The sequence below is a fragment of the Nocardiopsis codii genome (assembly GCF_036327455.1).
GTDB lineage: Bacteria > Actinomycetota > Actinomycetes > Streptosporangiales > Streptosporangiaceae > Nocardiopsis > Nocardiopsis codii.
The window spans coordinates 15,333-29,474 of record NZ_JAUZMY010000031.1 but is presented as its reverse complement, the minus strand read 5'-3'; the positions used below and the strand labels follow the sequence as shown (position 1 = coordinate 29,474).

General features: G+C 71.9%; 11 protein-coding genes. 8 read left to right on the top strand and 3 right to left on the bottom strand.

Annotation, left to right across the window (positions count from 1 at the left end; genetic code table 11):
• The first annotated feature begins 69 nt into the window (after nt 1-69).
• On the top strand, nt 70-2,361 hold the full coding sequence (gene metE / locus Q8791_RS25495; protein WP_330094340.1) for a 5-methyltetrahydropteroyltriglutamate--homocysteine S-methyltransferase: 2,292 nt from the start codon (nt 70-72) through the stop codon (nt 2,359-2,361).
• A 96-nt stretch (nt 2,362-2,457) separates the two neighbouring features.
• On the opposite strand, the gene Q8791_RS25490 is transcribed toward metE, so the two are convergent.
• Nucleotides 2,458-3,456, bottom strand: coding sequence for a DUF3558 domain-containing protein (locus Q8791_RS25490; RefSeq protein WP_330094339.1), 999 nt, complete (start codon nt 3,454-3,456; stop codon nt 2,458-2,460).
• Between the two features lie 569 nt (nt 3,457-4,025).
• The gene (locus Q8791_RS25485) at nt 4,026-5,060 is read right to left on the bottom strand and encodes a coiled-coil domain-containing protein (protein ID WP_330094338.1); all 1,035 of its coding nucleotides are present in this window, start codon (nt 5,058-5,060) and stop codon (nt 4,026-4,028) included.
• Nucleotides 5,061-5,747: 687 nt separating this feature from the next.
• Here Q8791_RS25485 and Q8791_RS25480 point away from each other — a divergent pair.
• The 7 genes from Q8791_RS25480 (at nt 5,748) to Q8791_RS25450 (ending at nt 12,256) form a co-directional block, all read left to right on the top strand.
• The gene (locus Q8791_RS25480; protein WP_330094374.1) at nt 5,748-6,704 is read left to right on the top strand and encodes a methionine ABC transporter ATP-binding protein; all 957 of its coding nucleotides are present in this window, start codon (nt 5,748-5,750) and stop codon (nt 6,702-6,704) included.
• Nucleotides 6,704-7,444, top strand: a complete 741-nt coding sequence (locus Q8791_RS25475) for a methionine ABC transporter permease (protein ID WP_330094337.1) — start codon at nt 6,704-6,706, stop codon at nt 7,442-7,444. The genes Q8791_RS25480 and Q8791_RS25475 overlap by 1 nt, the downstream gene beginning before the upstream one ends.
• Nucleotides 7,445-7,562: 118 nt before the next feature.
• Nucleotides 7,563-8,432, top strand: a complete 870-nt coding sequence (locus tag Q8791_RS25470) for a MetQ/NlpA family ABC transporter substrate-binding protein (RefSeq protein WP_330094336.1) — start codon at nt 7,563-7,565, stop codon at nt 8,430-8,432.
• A gap of 154 nt (nt 8,433-8,586) precedes the next feature.
• Nucleotides 8,587-9,984 carry a GH1 family beta-glucosidase gene (locus Q8791_RS25465; protein ID WP_330094335.1) on the top strand — a complete coding sequence of 466 codons (1,398 nt, stop codon included), beginning with the start codon at nt 8,587-8,589 and terminating at the stop codon, nt 9,982-9,984.
• A 177-nt stretch (nt 9,985-10,161) separates the two neighbouring features.
• Nucleotides 10,162-11,196 (top strand): LacI family DNA-binding transcriptional regulator, encoded by a 1,035-nt coding sequence (locus tag Q8791_RS25460; protein ID WP_330094334.1) that lies wholly within the window; start codon nt 10,162-10,164, stop codon nt 11,194-11,196.
• Nucleotides 11,197-11,321: 125 nt separating this feature from the next.
• Nucleotides 11,322-11,546: a hypothetical protein gene (locus Q8791_RS25455; RefSeq protein WP_330094333.1), complete on the top strand. Its 225-nt coding sequence runs from the start codon at nt 11,322-11,324 to the stop codon at nt 11,544-11,546.
• Nucleotides 11,547-11,581: 35 nt separating this feature from the next.
• Nucleotides 11,582-12,256 (top strand): hypothetical protein, encoded by a 675-nt coding sequence (locus tag Q8791_RS25450; RefSeq protein ID WP_330094332.1) that lies wholly within the window; start codon nt 11,582-11,584, stop codon nt 12,254-12,256.
• Nucleotides 12,257-12,296: 40 nt separating this feature from the next.
• Here Q8791_RS25450 and Q8791_RS25445 read toward each other — a convergent pair whose 3' ends face one another.
• Nucleotides 12,297-13,454, bottom strand: coding sequence for a M15 family metallopeptidase (locus tag Q8791_RS25445; RefSeq protein ID WP_330094331.1), 1,158 nt, complete (start codon nt 13,452-13,454; stop codon nt 12,297-12,299).
• Nucleotides 13,455-14,142: the final 688 nt, after the last annotated feature.

Here is a 14,142-nt window from a genome sequence, read left to right as displayed (position 1 = left end):
TCTCCGGCATGCCCGCGTCCTCGCTCGCCTCGTGGCCGGTACCCGGCTTTCGACGAGGGAGAGAAGCTCATGTCCGACACCCCCGGGGCCTCCCGGCCCTCCGTGCGCTCCACCGTGCACGGTTACCCGAGGATCGGTCCCCACCGCGAACTCAAGCGCGCCAGCGAGTCGTACTGGAAGGGCGGGACGACCGCGGACGAACTGGACGGCGTCGCCGCCGACCTGCGCAGGGGCGTCTACGCCCAGCTGCGCGAGGCGGGCGTCGACGACATCCCGTCCAACACGTTCTCCTACTACGACCACGTCCTGGACACCGCTGTCCTGTTCGACCTGGTGCCCTCACGGTTCACCTCCCCGGCAGCCGCGGGCGACCGCGACGAGGAGCTGCGCCGCTACTTCGCGCTCGCCCGCGGCGAGCAGGGCGCTCCGCCGCTGGAGATGACCAAGTGGTTCGACACCAACTACCACTACCTGGTCCCCGAGCTGTCGCCGAGCACGCGTCCCCGCCTGGTCGGCGACAAGCCCGTCGCCGAGTTCCGCGAGGCCTCCGAGGCCGGCTTCCGGACGCGTCCGGTCCTGGTCGGCCCGCTGACCTTCCTCCTGCTGGCCAAGGCCGCCGACGACGCGCCTGAGGGCTGGAGCCCCGTCGAGCTGCTCGACCAGCTCCTGGACGCCTACGCGCAGCTCCTCGCGGACCTCGCTGCCGCGGGCGCCACCGAGGTGCAGCTGGACGAGCCGATCCTGGCCACCGACGAGGGCCGCGCCGCGGTCGGTCTCCTGGAGCGCTCCTACCAGCGACTGGGCGCCCTCACCGAACGCCCCTCGCTCCTGGTCTCGACCTACTTCGGCTCCATCGGAGCCGCCGCCCTGCGCGTGCTCAAGGACTCCCCGGTCGAGGCCGTCGGCCTGGACCTGGTGACCGGCGGCGAGGGCATCGACGACCTGGTGAAGGTCTCCGGGCTGGGCGGCACCCGCCTGGTCGCCGGCGTGGTGGACGGCCGCAACGTCTGGCGCACCGACATCCCGGCCGCCGTGGCCACTCTCGGCACCCTGCTCGCCCTCACGGACGAGCTCACCGTGAGCACGTCCTGCTCGCTCCTGCACGTGCCGATCGACCTGGACGCGGAGACCTCCCTCGCCCCCGAGCTGCGCGAGGCCCTGGCCTTCGCCAAGCAGAAGGCTGAGGAGACGGCCCTTCTCGGCCGCGTCCTCTCCGAGGGGGCGGAGGCCGAGTACGCGGGCGGCGGCGCCGGCGGAAACCCCGCCTTCACCGACGCGCGCGTGCGCGCCCGGCTGGACGCCCTGGGCCCCGACGCCTACGAGCGTCCCCAGGACCGCGGCACCCCCGCGGACACCCCGCTGACCACGACCACCATCGGTTCGTTCCCGCAGACCGGCGAGCTGCGCCGCGCCCGCGCCGCCCACCGGCGGGGCGAACTGGCGGAGGACGCCTACAAGCAGATCCTCCGTGAGGAGATCGACCGGGTCATCGCGCTCCAGGAGGAGATCGGCCTCGACGTGCTCGTGCACGGCGAGCCCGAGCGCAACGACATGGTCCAGTACTTCGCCGAGCAGTTGGAGGGCTACGCCACCACCGAGAACGGCTGGGTGCAGTCCTACGGTTCGCGGTGCGTGCGTCCGCCGATCCTGTTCGGCGACGTCTCGCGCCCCGAGCCGATGACCGTCGAGTGGATCACCTACGCCCAGTCGCGCACCGACAAGCCGGTCAAGGGCATGCTGACCGGCCCCGTGACCATGCTCGCCTGGTCGTTCGTGCGCACCGACCAGCCGCTCGGGGAGACCGCCCGCCAGGTGGGCCTGGCCCTGCGCGACGAGGTCGCCGACCTGGAGCGCGCCGGTATCCGCCACATCCAGGTGGACGAGGCCGCCCTGCGCGAGCTGCTGCCGCTGCGTGAGGAGCAGCGCGGCGCGTACCTGGACTGGGCGGTGAACTCCTTCCGTCTGGCCACGTCCGGTGTGTCGCCGTCCACGACGATCCACACGCACATGTGCTACTCGGAGTTCGGGCTGATCGTCGGGGGGATCGAGGCGCTGGACGCCGACGTGACCAGCGTCGAGGCCGCCCGTTCCCGCATGGAGCTGGTGGAGGACCTGGGCCGCCGCGGCTACAAGCGGGGGATCGGTCCCGGCGTGTACGACATCCACTCCCCGCGTGTGCCGTCGGTGGAGGAGATCGAGGGCTCGCTGCGGCTGGCCGCCGCGCACATCGACGCCGGCAACCTGTGGGTCAACCCCGACTGCGGCCTGAAGACGCGCGGCTACGCCGAGGCGGAGCAGGCCCTGCGCAACATGGTGGAGGCGGCCCGCCGGGTGCGCGCCGACCTGCCCGGCGCCCGCTAGCGGAGTCCCCCAGGGCCCTTCGTCCGGGCACTGAGGCGCGGAAAAGGGGAGGGGCCGCGGCGAAAGCCGCGGCCCCTCTCCGTCTGTGCGGGACGGTCAGGTGCCGACCACGGCCAGCGCGTCGGCGCCGGCGTTGACCATGATCTCCTCGATGTTGTCGGGGAGGACCAGGTCCTCGGGGGAGTCGTCACCGGTGAAGGACGGGTGCAGCTGGTACGTGATCTGGATGTTCATGTTCGCGGTCCGGACCAGCAGCACGGCCTGCGGGATGAGGTCGCCGACGAAGTCGTACTTCGTCACGATGAGGTGGGCCTCGTCGCCGAGCTCCACCTCCTTGCTCTCCTCCACGTTCTCGGCGTCGTACAGGGTGCTGTACTCGCTCTCGCCGGTGATCTGGGCGATCGTGTCCTGGAACTGGGTCGAGGCGGCCTCGACGGAGTCGGCGGCGGAGTACGGGGTCTGGTAGTCGATCTCGAAGGAGGCGTAGCCGGCGGGGGCGTTGCCCTCCGGCGGAGTGGCGTCCAGGGTGTCGCAGTACGAGTTCTCGTCGCGGACGGACTTGCTGCCGCCGTCGGTGACCAGGAAGTCGGCCACGACCTGCTCGGTGAAGGCGTCGCAGGGCTCGGTGGGGACGGAGTAGGGGGGCTCGCCCGTGGGGGCCGCGTCGGTGTCCGGCTCCGGGGCCGGCTCGTCGTCGACGGCCGTCTCCTCGACGCTCGCCGAGGGGGTGCCCTCGGGCGGGGAGGCGACGGTCGTCCCGTCGCTGCCGTTGGTGACCAGCATGACCACGACCGCGATCACGAGGACGACGATGATCGCGCCGCCGCCGATGACGACCCACAGGCCGGCCTTGCCGCCGCCCTGGGGCTGCTGGGGTTGGGGCTGGGGGTAACCGGGTCCGCCGCCGTAGGGGGGCTGGCCGCCCCCGTACATCTGCTGCTCCGGGCCGGGGAAGCCCTGGCCGGGACCCGTGGGGGCGCCGTATCCGGGCTGGCCGCCCGTGTTCGGGGCACCGTAGGGGGGCTGGCCCCCGCTGTTGTCCCCGCCACCGTAGGGGTTCTGCGGTGGCTGGTTGTAAGGTCCGTTTTCGCTCATGGCTCCCCTCGCCCGTGATGTGCTGGCCGTGTTGTCTGGGACGCGTGTGCGCGCCTGTGGGTTCTCACGACTTCCGGACCGCGCGGCGGTGCCGGAGCACGCTCGGAGCGACACGGGGTCGTGCGAGGGGAGGCGCACCTACCGCTACTGCCTTCCCGCGGGCGAGGGCGGAGGCGTGGGGCGGGGCGTTCCCCGTTTCTGTGAGGAGGATCCCGGGGACCGGGGGTGCCGATCACAGGTGGTCGGCGCCGGGGGATTCCTTCGCGCCGAGGTCGGGACGTGTGCATACTAGCCGCGGGGTGTGACACTGCGGCAGGCCGGACCAGGGGTAACAGGGTGAATCGTCACTGTTTTGTGTCGGTTGCGTGCGAGATCATGGTTCGCGTGACGCAATCGTGACGCCAGTTCCTGGATTCCGGGTATGGGCGCGGGGTAATGGGGGCGCGTGTCCGGTCCGGGACCTTCGCCCCGGGGGGGCGTCCGGCACCCCTCCCGTCGTCATCACGTGTGCGCGGGCCGGGGGGCGCCACCTCCGGCCGGAACCGGTCACCGCCGACACCGCGCGGGCATCAGAACATCGAGATGTGCACGTGGTCGAAGTGGTTCTCGGTGAGGTTGCCACGGTCCGACATCGCACGCCAGTCGGTGTCGCCGCGGCGCACGTCCCAGATCTGCTGCCGGTAGATGATGTACATGATCCCGTAGTCGTCGGCGTGCTCCATGGCCCACTCGGAGATCGCCCAACCGCGGTCGACCTGCTCCTGCGAGGGCATGCCGCCGTTGGGGTCCAGCATGAAGTCGCAGGCCCGCCCCAGGGGGTGTTCGCCGACGACCCAGCCCCCGACCGCGCGGTAGCAGCCCACGCCGCCCGCGTTCCGGGCCTCGCCGAACTCGTCGATGACCCGCTGGCGCATGAGCTCGGTGCGCGGGGTGATGTTGTACTGGCCGCCCATCGGCTGCTCGGGGTGGTCGGCGATCAGCCGGTCCACCTCGGTGCGGCGCTCCTCCAGCTCCTCCAGGTCCGCCTCCACCTCGGCCAGGCGCTCCTCGGCGGCCTCCCGGGCGGTCTCGTCGCGGGTGAGGGCCTGGTCGAGCTGGTCGATCTTGTCCTGGTTGCTGGTGGCCAGGTAGTCGATGACCACGGCCCGGTCGATGACCGCGTCGGGTTCGGCCTCCACGAACAGCGACATCGACGGGTCGATGCCGCCGCCGGTGTAGGTGGCGACCGCCAGTGCGCGCACCTGTTCGCGTGCCTCGTCGACGTCGGCGCGGGTGCCCTCGGCGCGCGTCTCGGCGCGCTCGGCCTCCTCGATGACGCCCTCCATGTCGCGGAGCTCGCCGTTGTAGTCCTCGCTGAGGCCGTCCGCGCGTTCCCGCAGGGAACTCATGCTCTCGGGGTCCATGGGCACGGCCGCGACGGCGGCCTGGGGGAGGACGAGGAACGTTCCGACCAGGCCCGCCGCGAGGACGGCCGCGCGAGCGCGACCGGGCCGGACGATCGCCGGAAGCATCCGCGAGAGGGTGTCGCCCCAGGCGCGGTCGGTGGGGTCGGGAGCCCAGAAGTCGGCGAAATCGTCCACTCGGCTCAGGTCGTCGGACTGCACTGTGTGGTCGCTCCTTGGGCCCGCGCGCACTCCCGTCGGGCACGGGAGGGGTGCGGGCGCTGCGTCTCGTCTTTCCCCGTACAGGCTTGTGGCCGCTGTCGCGGCCCCGGCCCGGCCTCCTCGCGCGTGATGCGGCAGAGGGTGAGAGTCACGGGATGGTCTTGAGTGTAGGCACTCGCGCGGGGATTCGGGAGAGACGGGGCGATTCCACCATCAGATAAACACACCAATGTGGTCTAAATAACCGGATTCGGGGTGGAAATTCAGGTGAAGCGGCTGGTGCACCATGGTTGGCTTGGGACCGTGAAGGCTCCTGCGCGCGACCAAGCGACCACCACCCCGGCTCCGGTGGACGGCACCACGGAGTGTCGTACCCCGCACCGGGAGCGCTGTCGCGTCCGCACCGGCCCACAGGCCCGCCCGTAGCGAGTCCGCCCGTCGTGCAGACCCGGGGCCGGTCCCGCCGCCGTCAGGCGGCGCCGGACCCTCCGGAGCACACGAGGCGCCTTCGCGCCCGACGACCCGCCGTGCGCAACCGCACCGGCGCGTCGCCACCGCCCGCCTGCGGGAGGCTCCGTACGCTCGGACGTGGGCGTCAACCCCACGCCGAGTCCGGCCCCCGCGTTCCCTGACAGGGCGGCGTGAGACCACCGCTGAGACGTCGATGGGATAGCCGTGATTGACGCAGTGGGCCTGCACAAGGCCTACAGGTTGAAGAAACACCAGGTGACCGCTCTGGACGGGGTCAACCTGCATGTCGAACCCGGCGAGATCTTCGGGGTCGTGGGCCAGAGCGGCGCGGGCAAGAGCACGCTGCTGCGCTCCGTGAACCTCCTGGAGCGCCCCGACGCCGGAACGGTCGCGGTCGCGGGCGAGGAACTCACCTCGCTGCGCGGGTCCCGCCTGCGCGCGGCGCGGCGCAACATCGGCATGGTGCACCAGCACTTCGCCCTGTTGTCCTCGCGCACCGTCGCCGGGAACGTCGGCTTCCCCCTGGAGGTGTCCGGTGTCGACCGGGCGAGCAGGCGGACCCGTGTGGGCGAACTCCTCGAACTCGTGGGCCTCGGGGACAAGGCGCGCGCCTACCCCGCGCAGCTCTCCGGCGGCCAGAAGCAGAGGGTCGGCATCGCCCGCGCGCTCGCCTCGGCCCCGCAGGTGCTGCTCAGCGACGAGGCGACCTCCGCACTCGACCCCGCGACCACCGACTCGATCCTCGCCCTGCTGCGCCGCCTGCGCGACGAACTGGGCCTCACGATCCTGCTCATCACGCACGAGATGGACGTGATCAAGCGGATCTGCGACTCCGCGGCGATCATGGAGAAGGGCGTCTTCCTGGAGTCGGGCAAGGTCCTCGACCTGATCGGCACACCGGGGTCGCTGCTCGCGCGCTCCCTCTTCCCGCTGCCCGCCAACGGCGGCCCGGAGACGGTGTTCATCACCTATCCGCGCTCCTTCGACGAGCCGTTCATGTCCGAGCTGACGCGGCGCTTCGACGTCGACGTCAACATCCTGGGCGGCGGCGTGGAACAGGTGGCCGGGCAGTCCGTCGGCCGCCTGAGCGTCGACATGCGCGGAGCGCGCCGGAACGAGGCGCTCACCTACCTGTCCGAGCACGGCCTGCTGGTCGAGGAGGCCGGAAAGTGATGACCAACCCCACCGACGTCCTCGTCCTCGCCGCGGCGGCGGCCGACGGCGGCAACGCCTGGGACGCGATCGTCGCGTTCGTCCAGGACTGGCCGAACATGTGGCCGAACCTGTGGTTGAGCACCCAGGACACCATCTACATGGTGGTGTGGTCGACGATCGTCAGCGTGCTGGTCGGGCTGCCCCTGGGCGTGCTGCTGGTGGCCACGGACCGGGGAGGGCTGACCCCGGCCCCGGCCGTGCGCGCCGTCCTCAGCGCCGTCGTCAACGTCGGCCGCTCGCTCCCGTTCATCGTCCTGATGGTGGCGGTGCTGTCCCTGACCCGGTTCCTGGTGGGCACCACGCTGGGACCGACGGCGGCGATCGTCCCCCTCAGCATCGGCGCCATCCCGTTCTTCGCCCGCCTGGTGGAGACCTCCCTGCGGGAGGTGGACCGCGGGGTCGTCGAGGCCGCTCACGCGATGGGCACCCGCCGGTTCACGATCGTCGGCAAGGTGATGCTGCCCGAGGCGCTGCCCGGCCTGATCGCGGGCCTGGTGATGACCGTGGTCGCCCTGATCTCCTACTCGGCGATGGCGGGCGCCATCGGCGGCGGAGGCCTGGGGGACCTGGCCATCCGGGAGGGCTACCAGCGGTTCAACGACCACTACCTGTGGGCCACCGTCATCCTGCTGATCGTGATCGTCCAGGTCGCCCAGAGCATCGGCGACCTGCTGGTGCGCCGCCTGTCGCGGCGCTGACCGGCGGTCGCCCGACCGCCGGGAGGCGCCGGGGGCGGGCCGCGCGCCCGCCCCCGCCCGAACCCCCCCCCCACCCCCCCCCCCGACGAATTTCTGACCGATGAGGAAGGGGACAGCGATGACCGGGAGTACCACGGCACGAGTGGCGCAGGGGGTCGCCGCCGCGGGACTGGCGGCGGCGGTGCTGGCGGCCTGCGGGAGCCCCAGTGAGCGGGCCGAGGAGGGCACCGACGCCGAGGGCCTGACGACGCTGCGGATCGGCGCCACGCCGATGCCGCACGCGGAGATCCTGGAGTTCGTCGACGAGAACCTGGCCGCGGACGCGGGTCTGAAGCTGGACGTGGTGGTCTACACCGACTACAACCAGCCCAACGCCGCCCTCGCGGAGGGCGAGCTGGACGCGAACTACTACCAGACGGCCCCGTTCCTGGAGGAGTACCTGGACGGCAACCCCGACGCGGACCTGAGCTACGTGTCGGACGTGCACCTGGAGGCCTTCGGCATCTACTCCCAGGAGCTCACGGACCTGGCCGACCTGCCCGAGGGCGGTGAGGTCGGGGTCCCCAACGACACCTCCAACATGGGGCGCGCCCTGGAACTGCTCGCCGCGGAGGACGTGATCACGCTCGCCGACACCGGGGGGAGCGCCCCGTCGGTCGACGACATCGAGGAGAACCCCCTCGACCTCACCGTCACGCCGGTGGAGGCCGCGCAGCTCCCGCGCTCGCTCCAGGACCTGGACGCGGCCGTGGTGAACGGCAACTACGCCCTGGAGGCGGACCTGCCCGCGACGGCCAACGCCCTGGCCTGGGAGGGAACCGAGGACAACGAGTACGCCAACGGCCTGGTGGTACGTTCCGAGGACGCCGACGCGGAGGACATGGTCAGGCTCGACGAGCTGCTGCACAGCGACGAGGTGCGCCAGTTCATGGAGGAGCGCTGGGAGGGCATCGTGATCCCCCTCGGCGGCGGATCCTCCGAGGACTGAGCCCCGGGCGCCGGGGCTCCGGCCCCGGCGCCCCGCGTAACGGTTGGGTTTCGGCCTGCGCCTGGTCGATTGACATCGAGGTACTACTCTGTTTGTTTTGTGGGAGCGCTCCCACAACGATGTCCCCTCGTCATGGAAGGTGCGTACCGAAGAAGTGAGCAACCGCAACGATTTCCCCGAGGGCTTCCTCTGGGGGGCGGCGACCGCCTCGTTCCAGATCGAAGGCGCCACCACCGCTGACGGCCGGGGCCGCAGTATCTGGGACACCTTCGCCGAGACACCCGGCAAGGTCCTGGGCGGCGACACCGGCGACCCCGCCGACGACCACTACCACCGCTACGCCGACGACGTCGAGCTCATGCGCGAGCTGAACCTCGGGGCGTACCGCTTCTCCGTCGCCTGGCCCCGGATCGTCCCGGAGGGCTCCGGCGCCGTCAACCAGGCCGGGATCGACTTCTACGACCGCCTCGTCGACACCCTGCTGGGCGCCGGCATCCAGCCCTGGGCGACCCTGTACCACTGGGACCTGCCCCAGCCGCTGGAGGACGCCGGAGGCTGGCCCGTCCGCGACACCGCGTACCGCTTCCGCGACTACGCCCAGGTCGTAGCGGAGGCCCTCGGTGACCGCGTGGGCCACTGGATGACCATCAACGAGCCCTGGTGCTCGGCCTTCCTCGGCTACCACAACGGCCACCACGCCCCCGGCCACAAGGACGCGGCGCAGGCCCTGGCCGCCACCCACCACCTGCTGCTCGGCCACGGCCTGGCGGCGGAGGCCATCCGCTCGACCGGCCACCCCTCCGAGGTGGGACTGGCCCACAACCAGGCGGTCATCCGCCCCCACGGCCCCACCGCGGCCGACGCCCGCGCCGCACGCCGCGCGGACGGGGTGCGCAACCGGCTCTTCACGGACCCGATCCTCAAGGGGCGCTACCCGGCGGACGTCCTGGAGGACCTCGCCGACATCAGCGACTTCTCCTTCGTGTCCGACGGGGACCTGGAGATCATCTCCGCGCCGCTGGACTTCCTGGGCGTGAACTACTACTCGCCCGAGTTCGTCGCGGCCTCCGCCAAGGGTCTGGACCCGGCGCTGGTCAGCGGAGAGGGCGGCGCCTGGCTCGGCGCCGACCCGGAGGAGGTGCACGTCTCCCAGGGCCTGCCCGTCACCCACATGGGCTGGGAGATCGACCCCACCGGCATGTACGACGTGCTCCAGCGCCTGGCCGGGGAGAGCGGCGGGATCGACCTCTACGTCACCGAGAACGGCTGCGCCTTCGAGGACACCGTGACCGAGGACGGCCGGGTCCACGACACCGACCGCACCGACTACTACGAAGGCCACCTGAGGGCGGCCGCGGAGGCCGTCCGGGCCGGGGTGCCCCTGCGCGGGTACTTCGCGTGGTCGCTTCTGGACAACTTCGAGTGGGCGTGGGGATACTCCCGCCGGTTCGGCATCGTGCACGTCGACTACGAGACCCAGCGCAGGACCGTCAAGGACAGCGGCCGCTGGTACGCCACACTGGCTGGGACGGACCGGTTCCCCGAACGCTAGACACGGGCGCAGGAGCAGGCGCCGCGGCCGGTGGACCGCGGACGGCAGTGGGGTGTCCCCCGGGGCACCCCACACGGTCGTTCCCGGCGGGGTAACACCATGGAAGCGTCCGTCGAACACACCGCCGCCCCGGGGATCCCGGGGCGGCGGAACACGAACCCCAGAGGGAGCCTCGAAGTGGCCAAGAGCGGTGGCGGTCGGAAGCGTCCGACCCTGGAGATGGTGGCGGAGCGGGCCGGAGTCGGCCGCGGAACCGTCTCCCGGGTGATCAACGGTTCCGCCCAGGTGAGCCCGCACACCCGGGAGGCCGTGCACAACGCGATCGCCGAACTGGGCTACAGCCCGAACCAGGCGGCGCGCACCCTGGTCACCCGGCGCACGGACACGATCGCGCTGGTCGTCTCCGAACCGCGCGACCGGCTCTTCGCCGACCCGTTCTTCGCCGACATCATCCGCGGCGTCAGTTCGGTCCTGCACGAGCGCGACCTCCAGCTGATGCTGACCACGGCCCGCACCGAGGCCGAGCACAAGCGGGTGGGGGACTACCTCAGCGGCTTCCACGCGGACGGTGCGCTCCTGGTGTCCCAGCACCGCGACGACCCGCTCTCCACGCGCCTGGCCGAGGCGGGCGTGCCGGTCGTGCACGGCGGCCGCCCCCACTCCCCGGACCAGCCCGCCCCCTACTGCGTCGACATCGACAACTACGGCGGCGCCCACGCGGCCACCCGGTACCTGTTGGACCGCGGGCACCGCCGCGTGGCCACCATCACCGGGTCGATGGACATGAACGCCGGCCAGGAGCGCCTGCGCGGCTACCGCGAGGTCATGGCCTCGGCCGGATTCGAGGTGGACGAGCGGCTCGTGGTCCGGGGGGACTTCAGCGTGGAGGGGGGAGCCGAGGCGATGACACGGCTCCTGGACACGGGGCTGGAGCCCGACGCGGTGTTCGCCGGTTCCGACATGATGGCGATCGGGGGACTGCGCGTGCTGCGCGAGCGGGGGCTGCGCGTGCCCGACGACGTCGCCCTGGTCGGCTACGACGACACCGTGATGGCCCAGCACAGCGACCCGCCGCTCACCACCATCCACCAGCCCACGGTCCAGATGGGCCGGGAGATGGCGAGACTGCTCGTCGACGTGGCGATCCCCCGGACCGTCGAGGCGGAGACGGTCATGCTCGACACGCACCTGGTGGTGCGCGAGTCCGGCTGACCCCCGCGGAGTCCGCGGGAGGACCGGAAGCGCCTCTGACCCGCCTGTTCGCCGCCGCCCGGCTGGACTCGCACGCGATCGCTGTGCGAGGCTGGTCGCGATTTCGCGGGAGACGGTGGGAGCGCATGGAGCCGATGCGGGGACCGACACACGCCCGGTGCGCGATTTCGTCGTGCGGGTGGTGCGACCAGGACGGCGTCGACTGCCGGTTCTGTTCCGGAACGGGTTGGTGGCGGCCCGAGCGGCCGCACCGGGACGGGAGCGGCGTGATCGTCTGGCACAGGATCGACGAGCCGTGTCGGGGGTGTGCCGGGACGGGCAAGGAGCACAGCCCGACCGCGGCCCTCTGAGGCGCTCCCGCTCCCGCCAGGAAAAGGAGAAGCACATGCGCTGGGTGACCTATCTCTCGCCGAGTGGCGGGGGCGAGCGCGTCGGGGTACTGGACGACGGGGACGTGCTGGGCAGCCCCGACCCCGGCAGCCTGGCCGACCTGCTCGCAGCGGGCGGCGAGGCCCTGGCCGCGGCCGGGGGGCGGGCCTCCGCCGCCCCGATCGAGATCATCGTCGAACCGGAGGCGCGCATGTGCGCCCCCGTGAGGCCGACGGCCCTGGTTCCCGCGCTGATCGACGGCGAGGTGTGGGAGATCCATCCCGAACTCGTGCGCGGCGCCGACGACGCCGTCCTGCCCGCCGCCCGTTCGGCGCTGGTGGGCCTGGCCGCGGTCTCCGGTGGTGACGGTCCGGCGAGCGCCTACACGCCCGCCTGCCTGTGGCTGGACGCGGGGGGAGCGGCGGTACAGCTGACCCTGGGCCCGGTCCTGACCACCGCCGACGAGGTGCCTGGGGCGCCGCTGCCGCTGAGCGCCTGGGTGGACGACAGGGAGGTCGGCCGGGGGATTGCGGATCCGGCCCACGAGTGGCTGGTCTCGGGACCGTCCGGCACGGGCGGTGTGCGCGTCCTGCTGCCGGTCGCCACCCCGAGCCTGGACGAGAACGACGAACTGTTCGTGGACGCGGGCGTCCTGGGTACCTTCGAGGTCCGGGTCGGCTCCCAGGTCTGACCGGCGGCGCCGCTCCGAACGGCACGGAGCGCGGGCGGCGTCAGGGGGCGAACTCCCAGTGCCAGGGCTCGAACCCGCCGCGTGCCCAGGGCGGGTTGTCCCATCCGTGCGCGGGGGCGTGGGCCAGCATCCACTCGTGTTCGGGCGCCCCGACCTCGTTCACGCCCCCGCACAGGTCCACGGCCACCCCCAGCCCGTGCCGGCTGGTGCCGGGCTCGGCGGCCATCCCGGGCAGCATCTCCCGGAACAGGCTCACCTGCTCGTGGTAGGGGCGGTAGGAGTCGGTCACGCACATCGGCCGGCCGAACTCCCCGCGGTAGGCGCCGTCGAGTTCGATGAAGGCCTCGGCCGCGTCGGCCCGCAGCCGTTCTCCGGGCTGGGGGAGGGGGCACAGCACCGATTCCGGTATACGGCCGTTGGCGTGGTCGGCGTCGCCCGCCGTGCACCCCGTCCGCGCGTGCGACGGCGGTGGTTCCCACCCGTCCCCGCTTCCCGCGCCGCTGACACCACCCCGTTCGTCGTCATCGGTCGACAGGGCGGCGCGCGCGTCGTGCAGGGTCTCCTCGCGGCGCCGCTCCTGTCCGTCCGGGTCGCGTACCCCGACGAGCCGCGCCTCCAGGCGGGTCTGTTCGGCCAGGAGCCATCCCAGGCGCTCCTCCTGCTCGGTGACGGCCTCCTCGGCCTCCTCGCGGGCCGCGGCGGCGGCCTCGGTCGCCTCGGCCTGCTCCCGCGCGGCGGTGTCGGCCAGCCCGTGCACGGTCTCGGACGCGACCCGTGCCGCGCCGGCCCGGTCCAGGTCGGCTGCGCGGTGCTCCCCCAGCAGGTGCAGGAGGGCGCCGCGCTCGAGCATCCCGGAGGGGCCCTGGGAGCCGCCCCAGGCGTGCACCGGCCCCACGTCGGCGCCCATGTAGACCGCCGCCGCCTGGCGGGCCGCGGCGAGCCTTGCCTCCTCGCCGCGTTCCACCGCGGTCCCGGCGCGCTCGGCGGCCTCGGCGCTCCGCTCGGTCAGCTCGGCCAGGCGCTCGCGCTCCTCGCCGTAGCGCTCGATCTTGCCGAGGGCCTCCTGCCGGAGGACCTCCGTGTCCGCGCGCAGGGCCGCCAAGGCGACGCGCACGTTCCCGAGGGACGGTTCGCCGACGATCTCGTCGGCCGCGGCCCCGGGGGCGGCGGCCAGGGTGAGGAGCACCGCGAGGCCCATCGGAAGCGCGGCGGTGACCGAAATGGACCGGTTCCCGGGAGCGGGAGCCCTCCCGGCGAAAGGGCTCTTCGGCCGCCTTTCGCTACGCACGGTAGTCGCATGTGGGCAAGACGGGGCACGCATCTCCGCTTCCTCCTCAGGACCTGCGTCTACGTCCTGTCACGATGTCATGTCGGGGTCGTCTTGAGAGGGAAGCAGGTGGTGTGTCCAAAAAGTTACCTGGCCACTCGAGTGGGTTTCGGTCCCTGTGTCTGACCTGGGAGATTAGCCATAATGCCGACAATGAGGGCATTATGCTGTCAGGCGGACGAAGATGATCTTGTCGATCGCCGTCAAACGGTGGAAGCGATACCTTCGCACGCATTGGTACGCTATCCACCGCACGCGCACCTACTGAAGCTTTTGGGTGCGCGGAGCCTCTCCTCCCAGGCGAGTCCGGCGGACAGTCTTCACATCTCCCCACATTCCCCACCGCTCCTGGTTCGGTGGCCCACGTGGTCTCCACCGTTTTTCCCGAAGAGTCTTCGGCCGGAGCGGTCGGCCCCTGGGGTCCAACCAACCGCTCGAGGCGGTGACACGAAAGGTTGCGAGGGTCCGTGTCGACACGAGCGACAAAAGACGGGGCCAGCGCTCGGAGCGCGGCGGCGCAGGCCGAACACGCCGACGCCGCGCCCCAGCGCAGAGCCAA